Origin of the sequence: Rhodopirellula sp. MGV (assembly GCF_002251265.1) — a bacterium.
GTDB classification, from domain to species: Bacteria; Planctomycetota; Planctomycetia; order Pirellulales; family Pirellulaceae; genus Stieleria; species Stieleria baltica_A.
In genome coordinates this window covers 122,539-142,053 of the sequence record NZ_NPDI01000073.1, presented here as the reverse complement: position 1 = coordinate 142,053, position 19,515 = coordinate 122,539, and the positions used below count along the sequence as shown (strand labels likewise).

15 protein-coding genes are annotated in these 19,515 nt (G+C 55.1%); 13 read left to right on the top strand and 2 right to left on the bottom strand.

The genetic code is table 11. From position 1 onward, the window contains the following. Positions 1-189: 189 nt before the first annotated feature. The 5 genes from CGZ80_RS25625 (at position 190) to CGZ80_RS25605 (ending at position 5,790) form a co-directional block, all read left to right on the top strand. Complete coding sequence (locus CGZ80_RS25625) at positions 190-1,635, top strand: hypothetical protein (RefSeq protein ID WP_094418528.1); 1,446 nt, start codon at positions 190-192, stop codon at positions 1,633-1,635. Positions 1,636-1,648: 13 nt separating this feature from the next. Then, entirely contained in the window at positions 1,649-2,800 is a 1,152-nt protein-coding gene (locus CGZ80_RS25620; protein ID WP_094418527.1) for a hypothetical protein, read from the top strand. A 116-nt stretch (positions 2,801-2,916) separates the two neighbouring features. Next, positions 2,917-3,912, top strand: coding sequence for an NAD-dependent epimerase/dehydratase family protein (locus CGZ80_RS25615; protein WP_094418526.1), 996 nt, complete (start codon positions 2,917-2,919; stop codon positions 3,910-3,912). A gap of 74 nt (positions 3,913-3,986) precedes the next feature. Continuing rightward, on the top strand, positions 3,987-4,535 hold the full coding sequence (locus tag CGZ80_RS25610; RefSeq protein ID WP_094418525.1) for a hypothetical protein: 549 nt from the start codon (positions 3,987-3,989) through the stop codon (positions 4,533-4,535). Between the two features lie 37 nt (positions 4,536-4,572). Then, on the top strand, positions 4,573-5,790 hold the full coding sequence (locus tag CGZ80_RS25605) for a hypothetical protein (protein WP_198953790.1): 1,218 nt from the start codon (positions 4,573-4,575) through the stop codon (positions 5,788-5,790). 114 nt (positions 5,791-5,904) lie between these two features. On the opposite strand, the gene CGZ80_RS25600 is transcribed toward CGZ80_RS25605, so the two are convergent. Next, positions 5,905-8,949, bottom strand: coding sequence for a hypothetical protein (locus CGZ80_RS25600; RefSeq protein ID WP_143544156.1), 3,045 nt, complete (start codon positions 8,947-8,949; stop codon positions 5,905-5,907). 387 nt (positions 8,950-9,336) lie between these two features. Between CGZ80_RS25600 and CGZ80_RS25595 the strand changes: the two genes are divergently transcribed. The 3 genes from CGZ80_RS25595 (at position 9,337) to CGZ80_RS25585 (ending at position 13,115) form a co-directional block, all read left to right on the top strand. Next, a complete protein-coding gene (locus CGZ80_RS25595; protein WP_094418523.1) occupies positions 9,337-9,672 on the top strand; it encodes a co-chaperone GroES in 336 nt (111 codons plus the stop codon). A 276-nt stretch (positions 9,673-9,948) separates the two neighbouring features. Then, positions 9,949-10,548, top strand: coding sequence for a sigma-70 family RNA polymerase sigma factor (locus CGZ80_RS25590; RefSeq protein ID WP_094418522.1), 600 nt, complete (start codon positions 9,949-9,951; stop codon positions 10,546-10,548). Then, positions 10,548-13,115: a serine/threonine-protein kinase gene (locus CGZ80_RS25585; protein ID WP_094418521.1), complete on the top strand. Its 2,568-nt coding sequence runs from the start codon at positions 10,548-10,550 to the stop codon at positions 13,113-13,115. Before CGZ80_RS25590 ends, CGZ80_RS25585 begins: the two co-directional genes overlap by 1 nt. Positions 13,116-13,120: 5 nt before the next feature. On the opposite strand, the gene CGZ80_RS25580 is transcribed toward CGZ80_RS25585, so the two are convergent. Then, a complete protein-coding gene (locus CGZ80_RS25580) occupies positions 13,121-13,510 on the bottom strand; it encodes a hypothetical protein (protein WP_094418520.1) in 390 nt (129 codons plus the stop codon). Between the two features lie 284 nt (positions 13,511-13,794). Between CGZ80_RS25580 and CGZ80_RS25575 the strand changes: the two genes are divergently transcribed. The 5 genes from CGZ80_RS25575 (at position 13,795) to CGZ80_RS25555 (ending at position 19,498) form a co-directional block, all read left to right on the top strand. Beyond that, on the top strand, positions 13,795-14,445 hold the full coding sequence (locus tag CGZ80_RS25575) for an ankyrin repeat domain-containing protein (protein ID WP_094418519.1): 651 nt from the start codon (positions 13,795-13,797) through the stop codon (positions 14,443-14,445). Between the two features lie 157 nt (positions 14,446-14,602). After that, positions 14,603-14,836: a DUF4827 domain-containing protein gene (locus tag CGZ80_RS25570; protein ID WP_233148671.1), complete on the top strand. Its 234-nt coding sequence runs from the start codon at positions 14,603-14,605 to the stop codon at positions 14,834-14,836. A gap of 38 nt (positions 14,837-14,874) precedes the next feature. Continuing rightward, the gene (locus CGZ80_RS25565; protein WP_233148670.1) at positions 14,875-15,594 is read left to right on the top strand and encodes an ABC transporter ATP-binding protein; all 720 of its coding nucleotides are present in this window, start codon (positions 14,875-14,877) and stop codon (positions 15,592-15,594) included. Beyond that, positions 15,591-17,252: a putative ABC exporter domain-containing protein gene (locus CGZ80_RS25560; protein ID WP_094418516.1), complete on the top strand. Its 1,662-nt coding sequence runs from the start codon at positions 15,591-15,593 to the stop codon at positions 17,250-17,252. The genes CGZ80_RS25565 and CGZ80_RS25560 overlap by 4 nt, the downstream gene beginning before the upstream one ends. A gap of 131 nt (positions 17,253-17,383) precedes the next feature. Further along, entirely contained in the window at positions 17,384-19,498 is a 2,115-nt protein-coding gene (locus tag CGZ80_RS25555) for a peptidase domain-containing ABC transporter (RefSeq protein ID WP_094418515.1), read from the top strand. Positions 19,499-19,515: the final 17 nt, after the last annotated feature.

Sequence of the window (19,515 nt, the reverse complement as noted above, 5' to 3'; positions counted from 1 at the left end):
TCAAGGTTGTTTCCGGCATCCTTGTGCGGTGAGTAGGCTCCGAGAGCTTGACGTTTTCTAGTCCGTTTAGGGTGTGATAGACACCGTGAAACAACCGGATTGGTCAATTGCTAACGTGGACCTGAAGCGACAAAGTTGCTATGAACCGGACTTCAAACAGCACGTTTCCATTTCGACTCGAAGGACCGAATGTCGATTTCTTCCAGCCAACCGCGACTCCTATTCGTTGACGACAACGTTCGTTCCATAGGGGGCCACTACTTGGAATTGGCAAGCTTGCTTGCTGAGGGGGCGGGGAAAATCGGCTACGAGCCCCATTTGGTCAGCCACGTTGCGCTTGGAGAAGTCGTTCGTGCTGGTGAAACGGATCCTCGATTGAACGTTTTTCAATTGCAACCGAGGTTTTCGGTTCGGCGGATGGAAAACTGGTCCTTGGGTGTTGATGGTCCGTCACGTTGCCAACGAGATATCCAGGGCCGCCCAGCAGGACCGCGTTTTCAGCGGCTGCGTCAATTGGCGGCCGATCGGTTGTGTCGGCCAGCGAGACGTCCCGAGCAAATGTTGCAGACTTGGTCACGGCAATTTCGCGAGGCTCTCGAAGCGTTCGCGCCCGAGGCGAATGATGTCGTGGTCATCAACACGGGCGGCGACTTTCAAATACTAGCTCTCGCTCATGCGTTGGAGAACTTTCAGCGGTCTTCCGCATCGGTCCCGCTGCAAGTTCACGTGGTTTTTCATTTTGCTGTTTTTGAAGACCAACATGACGGCCGCGCACAGCTGTTTGGGCAACAGGTCAATCACGCCGTCAAGTCGATCGAAAAAGCTGGCGGCCATCAAATTCGACTTCATGCAACGACGGAACCGTTGTGTCAGCAACTTTCGCAGGTCGGTGTCCATGCAACTGCGATTCCCTATCCGACTCGTGCGCCTTGGGGAGAACGCAACTCACCACGTAGCGAGCGCAGCGATACGAAGCGTTTAAAACTGTTGCTTGCTGGATTGCCACGTGTGGAGAAAGGACGTGATGAAATGCAGCGTCTGATGCAACTGTTGGAACCCCAGCATTTGCGGACCGGACGTTACTGTGTTTCGCTTCAGTGTGATCCAAAGCGATGGCAACGGGTCATTCCGGCTTCCATGCAAGATCTTTATCAGCAAGCCATTCACGACGGTGAATGCAGCGATGATACAGGACTGGAAATCCGTCACGGCAATCTTGGTAGCGATGCTTATCACCGCTGGCTCGACAGTGCCGACATCGGATTGTTTCTCTATAACCCCAAGCGGTACGTCGCGCGTTGCAGCGGAGTGCTGCTGGAGATGATGATCCGCGGTGCCGCGGTGGTTGTGCCGGACGGCTGTTGGTTGGCCGATCAAGTCCGATGGGTCGAACGGCAACTCGGTGAACAGCAACTTGGTAGTCAACGTCTTGGCAGCGGGGCGGTCGGCTGGATTTATCAGTCGATCGATCAAATCCCCGAGATCCTTGATCAAGCTTTTCAACAGTTCCCCGAGGTCCGGCGGAATTGTCATGCTTGCGCAGAGTTGATTGCGACTGAGCATGCGGCTGAACGCACATTGATGCATATGGGAATTCCGAAAGCGTTCTCAGGTGAAAACGTCCGCGCGGCGTAGGGTAACCAAACCGATGAAACTGAAACACCTCTTGCGGTATCCGTCACGCATTCGCACGGCGCGTTCGCTTTTAAAACGCGGCGGCTCCGAGCACTCGAGTGCACGTGGCGTTATCGGGATCGACCTGTATACCGAACAACTGTTGTTTGATTGTGGTCGGCACCTCGCGTGTCTGGCGGCGACGGCGCAACTCGCCGAGTATGAGATTCATCTTCGCTGTTCGAAGTGGTTGCTTGCCGCGATCGCACACAAGCCGCTTGGCAAGTCATTTTTATCTCTCGGTAATGTGCGTTGGCTCTCACCGAATCAAATCTTCCCCGGACACGCCGTGGTGCTATCGGATGTTGCCGAGCATCATGCGTTGCGTGTACACGCGGGGCAGCATCTGATCCACATGCTAATCGGCTGTGATGTGATTCCCGGGACGATGGTGATGCCGTATCCCATGCATCCCAGACAGATATCCGATCTCGCAGTTTTGCAGAGAGATGAGCTACGCCGCCAAGAGAAACGCGGGGTCTTTTTTGCGGGGAATCAAAAGCAGCGATATGGTCGGTCGGCGATGCAAGATCGCTTTGGTGTGATCTCGCGATTGGAAATCGTTTCCACGCTACAGGAGGCTTTTTCGGATCGTGTTTGCACCGAACGCGACAACGTAAGTGATGGCGTCATTCACTTGCTGGATACGTCCATCAACCCAATCGCACTGGAAGACTGGGTACCAACACTTTCACAGCACCAATTCTTTGTTTGCTGCCCGGGCGCTTCACAGCCGATGTGTCACAACGTGATCGAAGCGATGAGTGTTGGAGTGATCCCGATCATTGAATATGGAGATCGGTTCCATCCGGAGCTCCGCGATGGGGAAACCTGCATTGCGTTTCACGGACGCCAAGGTTTGGTCAAAGCAGTCGAGCGAGCTGCGGCAATGCCCGCGCAAGACCGACAACGGATCTCGCGGAATGTCTATCGCTACTTTGACCGGAATCTAGATGGCATCCAATTCATGAAGAAAGTGTTTCAAGCGGGGCGTTCACGCAGCGAAGCCTGTGTTTCGATGCCGTTTCATGAATCCAACTTTTTTGACCCGACTCAGATCGCTGCGGTTGAATTCGACGCGGCGCCAATCGATTCAGCTGACGCATCAGCAAAGCAGGCCGCATAGCCACCATCGACGCGTCGATCGACCACGCCGGCGCGGCAGGTTGTTGGGACTTTCGATTTCTGTTCAACTCTTCCAATTCGTGAGTTGTCAACTGTCCCACCTCCCTTGCGTCGTTCATGCGAGTACTAGTCACCGGACCTGCGGGGTTTCTCGGCGGAGAAATCGTCGATCAGTTGCTCGAGCGTGGCGACGAAGTTGTCGGGGTCTCGCGCGGAAGTTATCCCGACGTTGTTGCCAAGGGCGTGGACTATCGCCAGGGTGATCTGACTGACAAAGCCTTCACGCTGGAGGCGATCCGGGACGTCGATGTTGTCGTACATACCGCGGCGATTGCCGGAGTGTGGGGACCTGACGAGCAGTTCGAGCGGATCAATACCTCAGCAACCGAACATGTGATCGAGGCTTGTCGCAGCAATGGAATCAAGCGGCTTGTCTTTACCAGCAGCCCTAGTGTGACGTTTGACGGGGAGGACCAATGCGAGCTCGACGAGTCCGCGCCGTACCCGGAACGTTGGTTGTGTGCCTACCCGAGAACGAAGGCTGCTGCGGAACAGTCCGTGTTGGCGTCACATCAATTAGGACACCTGCATACCTGCGCACTGCGTCCCCACTTGGTCTGGGGCGAGGACGATCCACACTTGCTGGCACGCGTCATCGACCGAGCGAAGGCGGGGCAGCTCAAAATTGTCGGCGACGGTAAGAATTTGATCGACACCGTTCATGTGATCAACGCTGCGGCGGCTCACTTGGATGCGATCGATGCACTTGATCGGCAGCCTGAAATTGCCGGGGGGCGAGCTTACTTTATCGCCCAAGATGAGCCTGTAAATTGTTGGCATTGGATCGGAACGATTTGCGAAGCGGCTGGCGTTCCTGTTCCAAGGAAACGTGTCCCGTATCGGGTGGCCTATTCGGTGGGGGCGATGTTGGAAATGACGTATCAGGTTCTTGGGCGACAAGCTGAGCCGCCAATGACGCGTTTTGTAGCCGCCCAGTTGGCAAAGCATCACTATTTCGACATCACCGCAGCGAAGGAGCGGCTGGGCTATCGTGTTCGTATTTCGATGGCGGAAGGGCTTCAGCGGCTACGCGATGCTTGGGCGGCGCGTTAAAATGGGATCGAGTGGTAGCGGCCGTTTGGCACGTCCACCATGTCTATTTCGTTGTTTGTTTTGCCGGGCCATCGATGTCGACCAGCGACGTTCGCAGCATTGAATCACTCGAACGGTTTCGTCAGGGGCTATTAAAGCTCGCCGACGATTGGGAGAAAACGCTGCAAGAGATCCGCATCAGCGTCCACCGGGCTCAGCGATATTACACCGATGAAGTGCCACGCTATTGGCGGCACCAAACCGAACTTGCCGAACGTGAGCTGACGGAATCGAAAGACGAGTTACAGCGTAAACAGGCCGCAGCGCGTGCGTCGGACCGAGTCAGTGCGTTGGAGGCTCAAAAACGCGTGGCCCGAGCCAAAGAACGTTTGGACCTCTGCCGACAGCGTCAACGCGTGGCCAAGTCGCTTTCGATCGAGATCAGTCACCAATGTGACGAAATGCTTGGTCCGCTCGCGGACATGACGGACCACAGCGAGACGCAGCTTCCCGCTGCCGCTGCAAAGCTACAGCGTTTGCTCGACGCGTTGCATCGCTACACCGATGCGTCATCGCTTCCGCGACTTGACGACCCTGCCGCGGCGGACCTCCGCTCGGGGGACAGTTCGACCGGCGAGTCCTAGAGCGCTTTTTAGAGACGACCTCCAGATTATCCCACCGATGAATACCGAAACGACAACGGCCTCCGAGCCTGCGATTGAAATACTCGAAAACGTCCGACGTTCTGGCAGCGACGGGACTCAGATTCTGCAGGGGCTAGTGGATTACTATCGCGAACAGCAGTTGCCGATGGAGCTTTTTGAAACTCGCAAATTGTTGATCCGTGATCGCCTCGGTCTGCCGTTGGTGGCGAGTGATGACCAACCGCTGCGTAGCGAAGAACTGGAACGACAACTCGAATCCGGTCTACTGGAAGCGTGTCGTGAGTCGGGCGAGATGTTGATCCGTCAAGAAAGGATCTTGGAAGGCTACACGTATTTACGTCCGTTGGGTGACAACGGGTTGCTGCGTTCGTTGCTGTCTGAGGTCCCAATCACGCAGGACAACTGCGACGAGATGCAGCGTGTGTTGCTGCATGAAGGAGTCGATGTCGCACGCGGATATCAATCCGTACTCGACTTTCAAGGCACCTGCAACAGTATCACCATCTACGATCAATTCGTGTCGCAACGCGGCAAGGCGGATCGACAGGCGGCAGCGAATTGCCTCCTCGATCACTTCTATCGCGAGCTGACATCACTCGTTCGTGAAGACATCATGCACCGTGGCAAGTCGCCGAGTGACAAGTCGGTCAGCAAAGACGATTCACTGTTCGAGTTGCTTGAAGGCAGGCCGTGGGTATTGAAGGAAGGCGGCTACCATCTCGACACGACTCATTTGTCAGCGGCCGTCCGAATCGCGTCGGTGTTGACTGACCCAAAGCAGCTTCGAAAGGCGTGGGAGCTGACGCAGTACGGTCGGCAGCTTCATCATCAGTTTCAGTATCCTGGCGACGAGCCATTCGTCGATTTCTATCCCGCTTACGCAGCGTTTTATGGGATTCTGCTAGGTGAAAACGTTGAAGCCGGATTGAAGTTGTTCCAACGCAAAGCGGTCTCGGTCGATACGTACCAGTACGGCACCGGTGCGCTCGAAACTTACATCGACTTGTTAGATCGCGTCGGGCGACCGATCGAAGCGATTGAGTTCGCCGTGTCGCACGCGCCGGAAGATGTACCCGCAGCGACGCTGGTGCCACAGCTACTGGAAATCGCTGTACGCGGAAGAGTCGCAGGCGACGATTCCGGTTTCGAGCGAATCATGGATTTCTGCATCGACCGCAAAGACTTAATCAGTCTGGCGATCGCCAAGCACGAATCGATCACGAGCCAAAGCTAGGCGATTGCGAGGCTAAGAAAAACACGGTGCCAGCCGAATGCGTCTGCTGCGGAATTTGCCGGGTCCGCAACCGACGCGATCGACTGACATCGCGCGTTCCACACCAGAAGTGGATTACCGAATGCCGCGTGGCCGACCGGCAACGGATTGTTGTTCTTCCATGTGGCCGATCGACATTCCGATCCAACCATCACGGAGTTCAAATTGCGTGATCTTGGTGTCCTCCGACACGCGATCCTGCAGCAAATCGCCGGAGGTGAGTTGCAGCGGTCGTGAAGGTGCGAGGACTTTGTTGAAGACAGCACGAACGGGGAATCGAGTTCGCATCGACATGCCGGGGCCGCTGATGCTCAGGTGACCGTCGCGAACCAGTGCCGTGTCGAGTCCATTGATCTGTGGAACATAGGACGCACGTACGATAAAGTTTCGCAGTTTCAGGTGGTCGTCGTCTTCAAGTCGGATGATTCTCATCGTGACCCATACCTTGCCGTCTTCGATTTCGACGGTGATCGGTCGGTGTTTGGCGAACTGGATGCGGATCTCTTCGGGGATGTCGTCGGGAACCGTTTTGTCGCCCATGCCGAGCAGATCAAAGCATTGCGTCAACACGTCGCGAATCGGCATCACCTCGTTCTGTGGAACCAATTGTTCCAATGTGTTGTTGAGAGCGGATTGGTGAATTTGCAAACTCATCAAACTGTCGGCCAAAGCCCGGGGGCGTGGCGTCATCGCAGCCAATTGCCAATCGCCTGCCATTCGATAGCGGGCAATCAATCGTGAATCGGTCGATTGCATGTCAACGACTTTGGGTTGCAGTTGCAATCGTGTCAGTGGACCAAAAACCGATTCGCTAAACCGATCGCTCGATTGGTCAACTTTTTCGCGAACGGTATCGGAAATCTCGTCGCCAATTTGATCCTGGATCCGTTGACGGGCGATCCGATTCGACAGAGACGCTTTTTCCAGGTATTCCATTTCCGCGAAGGTGCGGACCAAGCTTCCCACCAACGGCCATCCGTCGTAGTCCGTGTGGATGCCTCGCAGCCGTGACGTTCCACCGACGCTGACGTCAACTGCGCCCAATTCGATATTGGACGGCTTGATCGAAATCGCAGTTGAAGCGGAGAACGGGTTGTTGCTGGACGTGCGAACGGCGGCCGGACCACGCATCCCCACGCTTCGTGTGGCGACACTACCATCGGTTTGCAAGTCAATTTCCCATGACCCAACTGCCGGACGCAGACGAAGTCCCAGTTGGCTCTCAATCGTGCTCACACCGGTGACGCGGCTGCCTAGCATCGTGGTGCGAACGGGAACATTGCGCGAGGGGACCTCTGGCAAAAGCTGGTTCAACATTTCATCGCTGATCGACATCCGAACGTTGGCGTTGCGATAGAAAACATCAATGTTGTCAGCCAGACGTTGGACGCTGCTATGCCGCGCGTATCGCAGTGCTTGCATCGATTGAGCGACTTCGGCGGTGACCAAGTCGATCGCGTTTGATTCCGCTTTCTCAATTTGGTGCAAGAAAGCCGAATAGTCGATCGGACCCGTTGCCCAAGGGCGAATGGCTTTGGCAACCGATTGGACGGCGTCACCGGAGAGCCAGTGGCGATGAGAATCTTCGAGATTTGGCCATTGGGTTCGCGACAAAAACTTTTGCGACAGCTCCTGACGTTCACCGTCGGTTCCGTTTGTGAAAGCTTGTTCCAATTCGCCAAGCAACAGGAATTGATTCCAGCCCTCGATGTCACCTGTTTCGGGTAGCGATTGTTTCAGGTTTTCGATCGCCGCGACAGCGCCGATGAGGTCGTCGCCAACGTATTGAGTTTGTGGGAAATCACCGGAATTGATTTGGTAGATTGGTCCCCAGACGGCCAAACGTCGTTGGATCGAGAACGCCGCTTGCAGCCATGCGACCTGTTCGCTTCGAGACTGAATCGCCTCGGCGTGACTGAACGCGTAGCTGCACGATTGGTACAACTGGTTCAGCATGTGAAGGACTTGTTCGTCGCCGAGTCGTTTTGCCTGGGGCAATTGTTGCAAGACGTCTCTTACCGAAGCCGACCACTGTAATAGGTCGTCAGAAGAGAGCACCATTTCAGGACCGACTGGAACACCGGTCGATGCGATTAGGTTCTCGCGGGGTTGCATGGCGACAACACGATCGAGCTGGTCAAGTTGTTCCAGCAGTTTGGTCGCCACGGGCCAGGCTTTCGAACGGGCTTCGGCAAGTGGGCGTGTCTTGTCGTCTTCGGACAGATCGGCGACGGCGGGCGTTTCATCCGCCAAGTCGATTCGCTGCATGCCTTGACTGTCGTTCAGTGAAGGGATCATCTGAGCTGACAGATCGGATTGCAACTCTGCAGAAAGCGGAGATTGCGAACGCGATTCCTTGGCGATTCGCGTTGGAGACGCACCGGTCGATTCGTTGCGTTGGTCGCTCAGTTCGCTCGTTGTCGGTCGTTCGGCCAAACGTGGTGGAACAAGATCGACGCGAGGGGTATCCGCTTGGCCGACCAGCGGCAATTGCAGTTCTTCGTTGCCGGAGAGCTCGCTTTTTTCCAGTACAGAAGCACCAGCGGTTCGGTCCAGCAAGTCGGGATCGAGATCGATGACAGGGGCATCGGCCGATGGGGCAGGCGTGCGGTTAGAAACCGTTTCCATGACCGGATCAAAACCGAACAAGTCGCTTTGACTGTTCAGTGAAGGTGCGGGCAGTGTCGGCGATTGGACGGCGTCGGCCGGAATTCCGATAATTGCTGGCTGCTGAATATTGATTGGCGCGTCGAGCCAAGACTCAATTGTTGCCAGGCTGTTGGACAGCTTTGGCGCAACCGGTTTTGCCGCAGTGACGCTCGTTTCGGGTTTGGTAAACGCCGGGGCTTTAATGGTGACCGATGGCAGGGTATTGACCGTGTCGTGTTTCACGACTTTGGCTGGGATTTCAGCGACGACAAAGCTATCAGGCTCGCGGATCTCAATTTGTCCCATCGTCGGGAGGCTGATTTCGCCATCGGGGTGAGCCAGCGACAGCCAAAGGCCGTTCGCACGTCGCGCCAACGCTTTGATGAAAGCGTCTTTTTGGAGCGTGACGCCACCAATGCTGATGACGAGAGTCGCCGCTGAAAGCGGCCAAACGAAGAGGGAGCGTTTCACATCCTTGCGCATTGCATGACCATCGGACTAAGGGAATAGGTGGTGGCATTCCGAACCGCCTTGCCTGAGAATCGGCTAGATCTCCACGAGGGTTCAGCGAGGATGCAGCGGCGTCCGTAAATCTCGCCGAAGTCGATGTCGCAGGATCCGGCAAGATTTGCCGGTTAGCGGAAATTCGCAGGGGATTTTCTCACGTCGTCCCCAACAGAGTTGTCTGGCGGACAAAATCGGCAATGATCCTGGTGTATTGTCATTCACCCAAGCGGTTTGACCCCGGCTAGGGCGAGGGCAATCCCGGGTGTACGCGAAGGGCGACAACGGCGAAACTATGTCTGACGCCGCTTCAAAAGCGGCATCGCCCGTACGAAACTGTGTTCTGGAGAGGAAATGGCGAAGAAGAAAACTGCAAACGCGACGTTCGAGTATGTCGAGCCGATCGGGGATCGAGTATTGGTCCGCAAGGACGAACCGAAACGCGAAACACGTGGTGGTATTGCACTACCCGATGCTGCAGAGATTCCGACGATCACCGGGCGGATCGTCACCATCAGTGCAGTGGTCGAAAACGACGAAGAGTTACCGCTCCGGCAGTACGACAAAATCTTATTTCATCCCAAGAACGCGATCCCGGTTGATTTGGAGCATGACAATCAACTGTTTGTCATTCCGGTTGACGACATCGTTGCTGTCTTCCGTCGTGAAAAACCGGATAACGCCCCTTAAACGATCGCAACGGCGTTCTCACTTGTCGTTTCAATGCGATTCCATTGCATTGCCCTTTGTGCCATGCGGAATGCACCGGGACACACTGTGGAGTCATACAAGTTTGACCGGGATCGGTTAAACTGGGATGGGGCAATTTGGGCAGAATCGTTGTGGTCGATTGGCATTGAAATCAATCGTCTGGGACGCTCGTGTCGGGTTGCAAGCCTCGATGACGTGGAATGAGTGTTGAGCAACCGTGACAACGTAGACTGCGAGTGAAGTGAAGCTGAAATCATGACGTCCGTGACCGAACTGATCAATCGAAGCCAGGAGGGCGGTGAAGGAGAGACCGACAAGCTCTTCTCGGCGATGTACGACGACTTGCGTCGTTTGGCAGGGCGGTTTTTACAAAACGAACCGCTGCGGAACCGGTTGAGTAGCTCGTCGTTGGTTCACCAGGCCTACATGCGGATGGTGGATCACTCGCGAATCAATTGGCAAGGAAAAACGCATTTTTTTGCCATCGGTGCAACGGTGATGAGACGTATCTTGGTCGATCACGCTCGCAAAGTTCAGTCGTTAAAGCGCGGCGGCGACTGGGAACGACGCCAATTACATGACGACGTCACGTTCGAACTCAATCGTGACGAAGACGTTGTCGCGCTCGACGACCTGTTGGAGCAACTTGCCAGTCTGAATCCGCGGCAGGCTAAGATCGTCGAATTGCGGTTCTTCGGCGGAATGACCATGCGGGAAATCGCTGCCGAGATGAAACTAGGTCTGCGAACGGTCGAGAAAGAGTGGGCAATGAGCCGTGCTTGGATGCGTCGCGAATTGCGCCGCGACGAAGAAAAGCTCGACGGCGATTCGCCTTCGGAACCCGAGATCGATTGATGGATGCCGAACGCTACGCGAAGGTTCGCGCTCTGTTTCTAGCCGTCGAAGAACTGCCGACGGAGCAACATCGGGACTATCTGCGGCAACAGTGCGGCGACGATCCAACGTTAGTCGACGAGGTCCTATCACTGTTGGACGAGCATGACGTTGATTCGGCGATGCTTGAAGGCAATTCTGCGAAGCATCCGGTACTGCCGCCCAGCCAAACTGCATCGAGCCCGACTCTTTCTCCCTTCATGCCGGAATCGGGAGCAATCGAACAGCGTGTCGCCAGTGGCGAGTCCTCGGGGCGGACGCAGCGTCAATTCAATCGACGCAAACGTGAACTCCCCAGCAAATCAGGGTCAGCCAAATCGAAGCACGGTCGTTCGGAGACCGATTCAAGCGGCGAACGCGTCAGTAAAGACCGAGGGGACATTGCACAGGTTACGATGCAGGGTGCACAGCGAACCCATGCCTCGCCGCGCTATCAAGACGAAGCCGCGCCGCCGCGTCGGCCACCATCACCTGGGTTGTGGCAATCGAAAGTCAGACGACATCGGCGATTTAATTCCGGATGGCTTTTTTTGGCTGCCATCCTGCCGACGATCCTTGTTGGCGCGTGGACGTATTCCACGGTCGTAAAAAGCTTGCGCGGGTCAACGGCCAACGAATTGGCAGGTGTCGCTGACAATGTGCAATTGAATGTGCAGCGGTTCTTGGACGACCAAGCGAACTTGGCCAAATCATGGAGCCAGCAAGACGATCTCCGCCGTGCGATCGTCGAACTTGTGCAAAGCGATTGGTCGGACGCCGATTCGAATCGATTGAAAAATAATCCTGTCGCTAGCCGGATCCAATCGCAACTCCAGTCTCTTTCGCGACGTTCTAGCGTCCGTTACTCAGTATGGGACCGGACCGGACGGGTGATCGCGGCATCAGATGAACGCAGCGACATGATCGGTACGCAGGTTCCGCCTGGCGGCGCAGGCTATCTCGCGCGGGCAATTCATGGTGACACGGTATTGTTTGGACCGGGGACACTGGAACCTTTGTTGGGCGAAGACACCGCGTTGAGTTCCGAACCGGTGATGGCTGAACTGTTGCCAATCTTAGATGACGAATCAAATGTTGTGGCGACGATCTTGATTCATGGCTTCGGGATGTTCGAAAGCTTTGATCAGATTTTCCGGCAAGCATCGCTCGCGGGTGGACAAGATATCTACGCGGTTGACGTTTCTGGCACCATGGTCAGCAACAGCGCACTGGCCGTGGAGCGACTGCTCGCTTCCGATTCCAACGTCAGCGACGCTGGCGGTCAAGCGCGCAGGATGGTTGCGTGTCGGCTCCGTGTCTGCGATCCGGGAGAGACGAAAGCCAGGGATCAACTGGCCACTAAACTTCGCCGGCGTCAGCCGCTCACGTACGCGGTCTTCGGCGTTTCGAATGGCGACAACGGATCAATGTTAACGCCATACCCGAACTACGCTGGGGATTCGGTGGTTGGCGCATGGAGATGGATCGAACAGTACCAAATCGGCGTCGTCGTAGAACGATCGAGTGACTTGGCGTTCCAAACGGCAAGGATTGTCCGATACGGGTTTATCACCCTGGGATGTATGTTGACCCTGACAGCGTTCTTGGCGGCGAGCATGATTGCCAAACGCACCGCGATTGCTCAGGCGGCGGTACACCCCTTGAGCCGTTATCAAATCGTGTCCGAGCTGGGCAGCGGAGGAATGGGCGTTGTCTATCGTGCCAAGCACAGTCAGCTCGGACGTGAAACGGCACTGAAGGTGTTGCGAGCCGATCGTGACAATCTCGAAGACCGTTTGCGTTTCGATCGCGAGGCGAAACTGGCTTCATCGTTAAGCAACGCACACACCGTCACCATCTATGACTACGGACGTGGCGAAGAGGGCGAAGCGTACTGTGTGATGGAGTACCTACAAGGGATCACGTTGTATGATGTGGTCGCACGAAGTGGGATTCAAGACATCGGGCGCGTTCTATTCATCCTCCGCCAAATTTGCGATTCGTTGGGTGAAGCACATCACTTGGGCCTCGTTCACCGAGACATGAAGCCGCAAAACGTGATGATGTCGATGGATTCGTCGGTGGGTGATTGGGCGGTGGTGTTTGATTTCGGTTTGGCAAAACCGTTGCACCCAGCTTCTAATTCATATCAAACGACGGAAACGATTTGGGCGGGGACGCCGATGTACATGGCGCCCGAGCGGTATCGAGAACCGAACAAGATTGATCCGCGTTCGGATCTCTATTCGGTCGGCTGTATCGCTTACTTCTTGTTGTCAGGCCGTCCTCCGTTTATCGAATGTGACCCGGAATCGCTGTTCGCTCTGGTGTTGACCGAGCAACCGATCAGTATCAGCGTGCATCGCGATGAAGAGATTCCCGAAGAAGTCACTGCCTTCGTTAGACGGTGTATGGCGAAAAGCGTTGATGATCGATTTGGGTCGGTCGATGAATTGGCCAAGCATCTTGACCAGTTGATCCCCAAGTATCCCTGGACGGTCGAACAAGCGCGAACTTGGTGGCGCATCCACGGTGATGAACTCGATTGACGTGATCATCGTGGTAGTCTCCGAACGGAAGTCGCCTCGGCGATGACTTCTGATCCAGCTAACACCGCGACGCTCCGTTCGAGTCCGGCTTCGGTAAAGATCTCACGCATCCCAACCATGAAGTTGTGCCATTGTTGGATGGTGTCGGGTAAAGGAATCGAGATTTGGTCGCGACCGCCGAAACCGATTTCACTGACCAAGATCTCGGTCGGCAGGTGCAAGAGCGCTTCCAGCATTAGATGTTCCAAGCAATCACGGTCAGACAGTCCGGGGTCGTCATAAATCCAGAGGTGTGGAACCAAGACGCGATCCATCACAGCGAGTGCTGCTGACTCGATCGATTCGGATTCCAAAACAAGTTCCGTTTGTCCACACCCGACGTAATACTTTGCCACCGCGACGCTCCTTCTCGTTGGGGGATTCCCCACCGGAACACAATCGTTCCGGCGGGGATCAAGTTGCAAAAATGTCCCGGGGACTGTCTCGATTGCCCCGGCGACAGGAGAAGTATCGAAACCGAAATGACACGGCTGGTCATGTCGAAATCGATTCTGCAACGGGGGTCGGATTGGGAAATTTGGTGGAACTCTACGATGCCCGCTGGACCGGGAATACAGCCTCGACAGGGGCCGCTATACTTCAGCCATGTGCCCCACCCACTATCATGTTGTGACCGCTGATGTTTCGATTCCTTGCCTTGACCGTTGTCTTTTTCATCGCGTTCGCGGCCGCCATTGTTTTTCTGTTTTCGGATTCTGCTAACAACGGTGAATCAGAACTTGCAGCGATCCAGCAAGACAACGATGTCCAAGTCGCCGACGGAGAGATTGCGGCGAAACGCAACTCGGAGGTGACGTATACGCCTGAAGCGTTCCGCAAGGCTGCTTTTGAAGGCAACATAGAAATTGTCAAGTCGTGCATTGGCAAAGGGGTGGAAATCGACGACGCAGATTCCAGCGGATTCACCGCGTTGACGATGGCCGCCTACAACGGGCATGACAAAGTCTGCCAAGTCTTGATCGAAGCAGGAGCGGACGTCAACAAACGTGATAACAAGGGTCAGTTTCCGCTCTACCACGCGGCAAGTTTGGACTCACCGACGACCGTCAAACTTTTGCTCGACGCAGGGGCAGAGATCAACGAGACAGAAACTCGCGAAAACTTCACTTCGCTGATGATGGCAGCAGCTGAAGGCAATATGGGCGTGGTGAAGGTTTTGCTGGAAGCGGGGGCAGATCGGTCGATGCGTGACGTCGATGGCGATCGTGCTCTCGAATTTGCACGCGAATATGGGCACGAGGAAATCGCTCAACTGCTGCAAGAAAACTAGTCAGCCGTGCGGTTCTTTCGTCGCTGCTCTTTCGTCACGGCCAGGGATCAAACGACGCCCCGTCTGCCCAGGGTTTTATTCCTGCTATGGTAGATTAAACAGATTTTGAGCGCCCTCGAGCGAGACTCGTTGAGCATTAACCGATTCCCTCGTCTTGATGAGAAGACACGTGCAGCAGGTAAAGATTTTCAAGTCGACCGACACCGAACTGGAAGACATGGAAAAACAAATCAACCGTTTCATTCGAAAAAACGATATCCGTGTTTTGTCGATTAGCGGTGGGCACTCGCCGGCACCGGCATCAGGTAGCGGCCCAATGAACACCTTTGCCGGCGGTGATGTGACGGTCATCTTATTGTACGAAATCGATCTCTCGAAACGTCAGGCATAGTTCTCCGGAGACATGTTGTGATCGATGTGCAACGATTCGTGAAACGTTACGGAGACTTCACCGCTGTCAAAGGCGTGACGTTCTCTGTACCGGCGGGAAAGGTCGCGGCACTGGTCGGGCCCAACGGCGCAGGCAAGACGACAACGATCCGGTCGATGTGCGGAATCCTGCGACCGACCAACGGAACGATCACAATTGCCGGGTTCGACCTCGCTCGCGAAACGTTGCAGGCCAAGCATCGGTTGGCCTACGTCCCAGATGACCCGCCGCTTTTCGAATCATTGACGGTTTTCGAACACCTGCGATTCATCGCGTCGTCATTTCGATTGCGGCAATGGGAATCGGATGGCGAACGATGGTTGCAGTTATTCGACTTGGCCGAAAAACGCGACACCTTGGCGTCAGAACTTTCACGTGGCATGCGCCAGAAAGTCGCGATCGTCTGTGCCTATTTGCGACAACCCGATGTACTGCTTCTCGACGAACCGATGACGGGTCTGGATCCGCCTAGCATCCGACATCTGAAGGAAACGATTCGTCAACAAGCTGACCGCGGTGCGACGGTCTTGTTGAGTTCGCATCTGCTCAGTCTCGTCGACGATCTCTCGGATCACTTGGTGTTGATCCGTCGTGGCGAGGTGCTTTATTCCGGCGACCTTGCCGAAGCTCGGCGAGAATATGGCGGCGAGCGTGGGTCGCTTGAAGACGTCTTTTTCCATCTGACCGGACAGCCCGAAACGGTCGACCAAGAATCATGATTCACCCGGCATTGCTGCGATTGATTGGGGCACTTGCCTTTGCGGCTCTGCGAAAGTTCGGCCAGATCTGTCGCAAGCCAACGGGGTTGATCTTCGTGGTCTTCATACTTGGCTGCTTCGGCTTTGGGGTGGCGCCATCGATACTGATCGCCTTCCATCCAGATCAATCGGAGATGGCCAGCTCTGTACGGCGGTTGCAGCCGGTGCTGCCGATCATGCTCTCGCTCGTCTTCTTTGGGTTGATCTTGACTGATAGCGGTCGCGGGATGCTCGAATTGCGTCCACCCGAATTGCAGTTCATTCTCGCCGGACCGTTCACGTCGACACAGATTCTGTCATATCGATTGATTACGGTTGCGCTTGCGTTGCTCCCGCTATTTTGTGTCGGAAGCGTCGTGCTCCGTCCGCATGTGGCCCGGTGGGATGCTTGCTTAGTCGGTGTTGTGCTGACGTTTGCGACGATGATCATGCTGGCGTTTCATTACACGTTGATTAAACCACGGCTAACCTCGGGAATGATCGCTTGTTTTCGATGGGGGATCATCACGTCGACGTTCGTCTTGATGTTGGAAAGCGTTTTCGTATTCAGGCAACACCTATCGAATTTTGAGTTCGATCAGTTTGTCCAAGCGATCGCGGCAACTTGGTCGGGGCGAATTCTTGGTGCACCGTTCTATCCCTTTGTGCAAACGGCGATTGCATCCGACACGTTAAAGCTGCTGCAATACGCGTCGATCTCGTGCGGAATCCTGGGGCTGACGACCTGCAGTTGTTATCTCTTCAGTAGCGGATTTGCCGAGTTGGCCGTGGAAGGAGTGGCCCGGCGACAGCAACGACTGGAAAGTCTGCGACGAGGGAGTTCCGGGATGGCAAAGTCTGGGCGCGAGCGAAAGGCCCGCTTCAGCTTGCCAGCACTCCCGTACATGAGCGGTTTGGGGCCGGTCGCTTGGCTGTCGTTGACAAGTGCTTGGCGGCGAACAGGAAAACTTCTCATTGGACTAACGATCGCGAGCCTAATGGCTTCGTTAGGTCTTTCGGTTTATGTGACAGTGTTCCCCGAAGTGATCCCCAATGTGGTGCGATTGTTCGTGTCTTGGGGAGCATTTGGTGTGGCAGCGTATGTGGGCGTTTTGGTGGCGATGGGGACTTCGGGTGGGCTGACCGCACCGCCACGGACACTGACATGGTATTACTTGTTGCCGATTTCGCCCTACGCCATCGCGATTGGAGCCACGGCTGGAAGCACTGCGACGCTATTCGCGGTGCAGTGCGTTTTACAAATTCCCGCGATCGCGTTGACCACACAGCCCTGGTTTGACGCGGTGTCTATTTTGCTACTGGGGCTGGTTTTCGCACTCATCCTGAGTTCTGTAATCAGTTTTGTTTCTGTCACGACTGGTATTCGACCGATGCCACAAGGGACGCCCGACGTCTTTCAAGGCGCTCGTGTGTTGGTGTTCATGATGTTGGTCGGTTTGGCGTTGGTTCCGCCATTGTTGTTTGCGTTCGGGACCGCTGCCACGACAGCGGCACTCTTCGGGGTACGCCAGGCCGCGTTTGCGATCGGCGGCGCAGTTGGTGCAGCCATTTGGTTGCCAGCGATCTGGTGGTACTCGGGCCTCCAGTTTCGTCAACGCGAACTTCAGATCGCAGAGTGAACACCGGTTGATGCCCACCAGGATTTGAGCGTTGCCAAATCGCTCGCCTTGTCCGTACAGTTGTCGGACCCTGCCCTAGAACTTCAAAATCGGCCGTTGTGACGGGAACGATTACCGCCACGGGACTGAGTATGGATTCCAATTCAAACGATTCGACAACTCCAAACCTGAAAGGCTTTCGCCCCATCGAAAAGGTGGTCGAGGCGATCGCTGTCGCTCTCGATCTTCGACTGGACAAACGGCCAGTGCGACGGGTGGAACGCGAAAATCTGTCGCCCGAAGAGGCGTTGCAACAAGTCGTCGACGTTGCGATGGACGCAGGCATTGTTTTGCGACCGACAAACTATGTTTCCAGTTCGGAAACGTTTGCCGCGGTTCGACAAGGTTATGCGATAGCGTTTCGTTTGGGCGACGGTAAGTGGTTGGTCGCGCAAAAGCGATCCGGCCAACGGCTGCAAATGCTCGAGATTGACCAGCGGCGGACATCGCTGGAACTTACCCAAAGTGAATTGGATCGACTGCTTAAGGATTCAGGCAAGTTCCGAATGTTTGTGGCGAAGAAAGAGATGGAATGTGAAACCCTTTCAGCCACCAATCCGAACGTCTCTGGTGATCATGCAGGGCATCATCTGTCACCGCTTCAGCGGTTTATTTCGCTGTTGAAGCTCGACCGCTACGACATCCTCCTGGTGGTGCTGTTTGCGACCGTTGCGGGCGTGCTGGGACTGGCGACACCATTGGTGATCGAAGGGTTGGTGAATGTCGTCAGCTGGGGCATCTACTTCCAGCCTTTGCTGATCCTTTCGGCAATGTTGTTGGTGTGTCTGGGGATTGCGGGCGTCTTGAATGTCTTGCAAACGTGGGTTGTCGAGCTTGTTCAGCGTCGGCAATTCGTACGTATCGTTGGCGACCTCGCGCACCGTTTTCCGAGAGCCAATCGGGCGCAGATGTCTGACGTGTTCCCACGCGAGTTGGCGAACCGTGTCTTTGACATCATGACCATTCAAAAGGCCAGCGCGACGCTGTTACTTGACGGGATTTCGATTGTCCTGACGACAATTTTGGGCCTCGTCTTATTGGCGTTTTATCATCCGTTTCTACTCGGGTTCGATATCGTGTTGGTGATCACGATGGTCGTGTTAACCTGGGTCCTCGGACGTGGCGGTATTCGCACGGCAATCGAAGAATCGAAAACGAAATATGCGGTCGCCCATTGGTTACAAGACGTTATCGCAATGCCTTCGGCATTCAAAATCAGCGGTGGCGAGTCGCTAGCGATCTTGCGTGCCAATCAATTGACCAGTGAATACGTCAAGGCTCGTAAGCGTCAGTTCGGTGTGGTCATCCGGCAGATCATCTTCGCCGTAAGTTTGCAGGTGGTCGCTTCGACAACGCTCTTGGGGCTCGGCGGATGGTTGGTGATCCAAGGTCAGTTGACCCTCGGCCAATTGATCGCCAGCGAGTTGGTCGTCACTGTCGTCGTAGGGGCATTCGCTAAGGCGGGTAAGTCGCTCGAAAAATTCTATGATTTGATGGCCGGGATCGATAAAGTCGGGCACCTGTTGGACCTGTCGTACGACCCTCGCGGTGACATTGGCAAGTTGTCGTACGGCGCATTGCCGATCCGTTGGAGCGACCTGGTTTTCGAATCCGCCACGTCGAAAATCAAAATACCCGCGACGACGATCGAAGCCGGAAAAATGATCGCGCTGACCGGCCAGAGTTCGTTTGGCAAATCGGAATTGCTAAAAGCCGTATCGGGGCTGATTCGACCGAGCCAAGGCAGTGTCCAAGTTGAACGATTCGATGCCTACGAAGTCGCGCTTGCCGATCCGGGAAAGCTCGTCGGATACGCGGGAAAGCCAGAAATTTTTCATGGCACTATCGGCGAAAACGTCGGGCTCGGGCGTTCCGATTTGACACTGAGTTCGATTCGAGACTCGCTCGAAGCGGTTGGCTTGCAGGATCTAATTGTCAGGCTACCACAAGGCATTGATACCCGTTTGCAAACCGACGGCGCACCATTGAACGCGACTCAATCGCTGAAGCTGGCGATTGCACGTGCAATTGTGTTCAAGCCTCCAGTGCTTTTATTTGACCACTGCTTGGACTATTTGTCAGCTGATGAGAGCGCGGTGATCTTTGAATATTTATCCAAGTCGGGACCACCCACAACGGTGCTGATCGCAACTCAGAATCGAGACATCATCGATCGCTGTGACGAAAAGATTTCGATCCACCAATAAAACGGTTCTGGCAGGGG